Genomic DNA, 1,965 nt, shown 5'->3' with positions numbered 1-1,965 from the left:
GAAGAAGGACCGCGTCGACGACGCCCTCAACGCCACCCGCGCGGCGGTCGAGGAAGGCATCGTCCCGGGCGGCGGCACCGCGCTGCTGCGCGCCACGGCAGCTGTTCGGGCTCTTTCGAACGACAACCCCGACGTGCAGGCCGGCATCAAGATCGTCCTCAAGGCTCTTGAGGCCCCGCTCCGCCAGATCGCCCAGAACGCGGGCGTCGAGGGCTCGATCGTGGTCGGCAAGATCCTGGCTGATGCCTCCTCGACCTTCGGCTTCGACGCCCAGACCGAAGCGTATGTTGATATGCTTCGGGCCGGCATCGTCGATCCGGCCAAGGTGGTCCGTGCGGCCATTCAGGGCGCGGCTTCGGTCGCCGGCCTGCTGGTGACCACCGAGGCCATGATCGCCGAGGCTCCGCGGAAGGAGGCCCCGCCGATGCCGAGCGGTGGTGGCATGGGCGGCATGGACTTCTGATCTGCCCGACCAAGTCTGGGTGATACTCGATGAGCCGGATGCCGGCTCGTCGGGGGCGCTTCACGTGGGCCGGATGAGGGGACCGGCCCCGCTCCGGTCCTGCGGGTGCACGGGATCGAGGCGTTCCCGTCTATCGGCGCTGTATCATCGAAATCGAAGCCCGCGTCTCGCGCGGTGAGGCGGCTCAAGTCGCGGGAGGCTGCGGCGGCCGATTCCGAAATAAGTCTGAGGGCAACGCACATGCGCATTCTCGTCGGCTGCGAGATGACCTACGAGTTCCCGCAGCCCACCCCCATCATCGCGACGCTTAACATCCACGCATCGCGCTTCTCGGATCTCGAACGACCCGACTACTTAATCACGACCCCCGCTGTACCGGTCCAGGGCTACCGTGACAGTTTTGGGAACTGGTGCAGCCGCATGGTTGCCCCGGCTGGCCGCTTCAAGCTGCGGACCGACACGATCGTGCGGGACCCCGGCGGCGGCGACCCGGAGGTCTTCAACGCTGGGGAGACCGCCATCGAGACGTTGCCGTCGGACACGGTGCTGTTCCTCCTCGGCAGTCGGTACTGTGAGACCGATCGTCTGTCATCGATCGCCTGGGATCTGTTCGGCCACCTGCCGCCGGGCTGGGGGCGTGTGCAGGCGATCTGCGACTACGTCCATGATCGAATTACCTTCGGATACGAGCATGCGCGGGCAACGCGGACGGCCTTCGATGCATTCGAGGAGCAGCGGGGCGTCTGCCGTGATTATGCGCATCTGGCGATCGCGTTCTGCCGGTGTCTCAACATCCCGGCACGCTACTGCAACGGATATGTCAGCGACATCGGTCTGCCGCTGCCCCATGCGCCCGGCGATTTTGCCGCCTGGATGGAGGTCTTTCTCGGGGGCCGCTGGCACACATTTGATCCGCGCAACAACAGTTCACGCATCGGTCGGATTCTGATCGCCTATGGTCGGGACGCCGCGGATGTCCCGTTGACGCTGACCTTTGGCCCCAACGAACTCGTCGCGTTCCACGTGACGACGGAAGAAGCGCCTCCAATATAACCGCGGACTTCTGAATGAGGCGTTGGCTGCTTGCAGCCGTTGACCGTTTGACTACAAAAGCTATCAAGCCGCATCCAAGATACCGCCAATTCGTGTCGCGTCCTCGATGCAGGTCGATAAATGCAGCACTGATGTCTGCTTGTCGGGCGTTCTTCAAACAAGTTGAATGGCCGACTTGGGCGCCTTGCGGAACGTCCGGTTTGTGAAGTTGCGTTGCGGCTTGGAGAGGGTCCACCGCTGATAGCAGCGTGACGGGCAGCAGCAGAGCCTCAAAAATTATCGTGCCACCTCAATGACATAAGTGTTCGTATTTTTGTTCAGACTGGCGCGCGAATCTTCTCAATGAGTTAGGGGGCTAGGTAGGGAACTCATACAACCAATTGCTGTCGCTTGCGTTTTCTTCCTGAGTTTGAGGTTTCCAGCGCAGGAGGATCGCGATGGCACGGTTG

At 62.6% G+C, this 1,965-nt stretch carries 2 protein-coding genes; both read left to right on the top strand.

Annotated elements, in window-relative coordinates; genetic code table 11:
- Positions 1-463, top strand: a 463-nt coding sequence (locus BM419_RS31540; RefSeq protein WP_280141984.1) for a TCP-1/cpn60 chaperonin family protein, incomplete at its 5' end; no start/stop codon positions are given.
- Between the two features lie 240 nt (positions 464-703).
- Positions 704-1,516: a transglutaminase-like domain-containing protein gene (locus BM419_RS31535; protein ID WP_091928774.1), complete on the top strand. Its 813-nt coding sequence runs from the start codon at positions 704-706 to the stop codon at positions 1,514-1,516.
- Positions 1,517-1,965: the final 449 nt, after the last annotated feature.

Origin of the sequence: Methylobacterium sp. yr668 (assembly GCF_900116245.1) — a bacterium.
Taxonomy (GTDB): domain Bacteria; phylum Pseudomonadota; class Alphaproteobacteria; order Rhizobiales; family Beijerinckiaceae; genus Methylobacterium.
This window is presented reverse-complemented; position numbering and strand designations above follow the sequence as displayed.

Bases quoted from the DNA above. Each gene is read 5' to 3' on its own strand.
- BM419_RS31535 (WP_091928774.1), top strand. From the start codon at position 704: ATGCGCATTCTCGTCGGCTGCGAGATGACCTACGAGTTCCCGCAGCCC.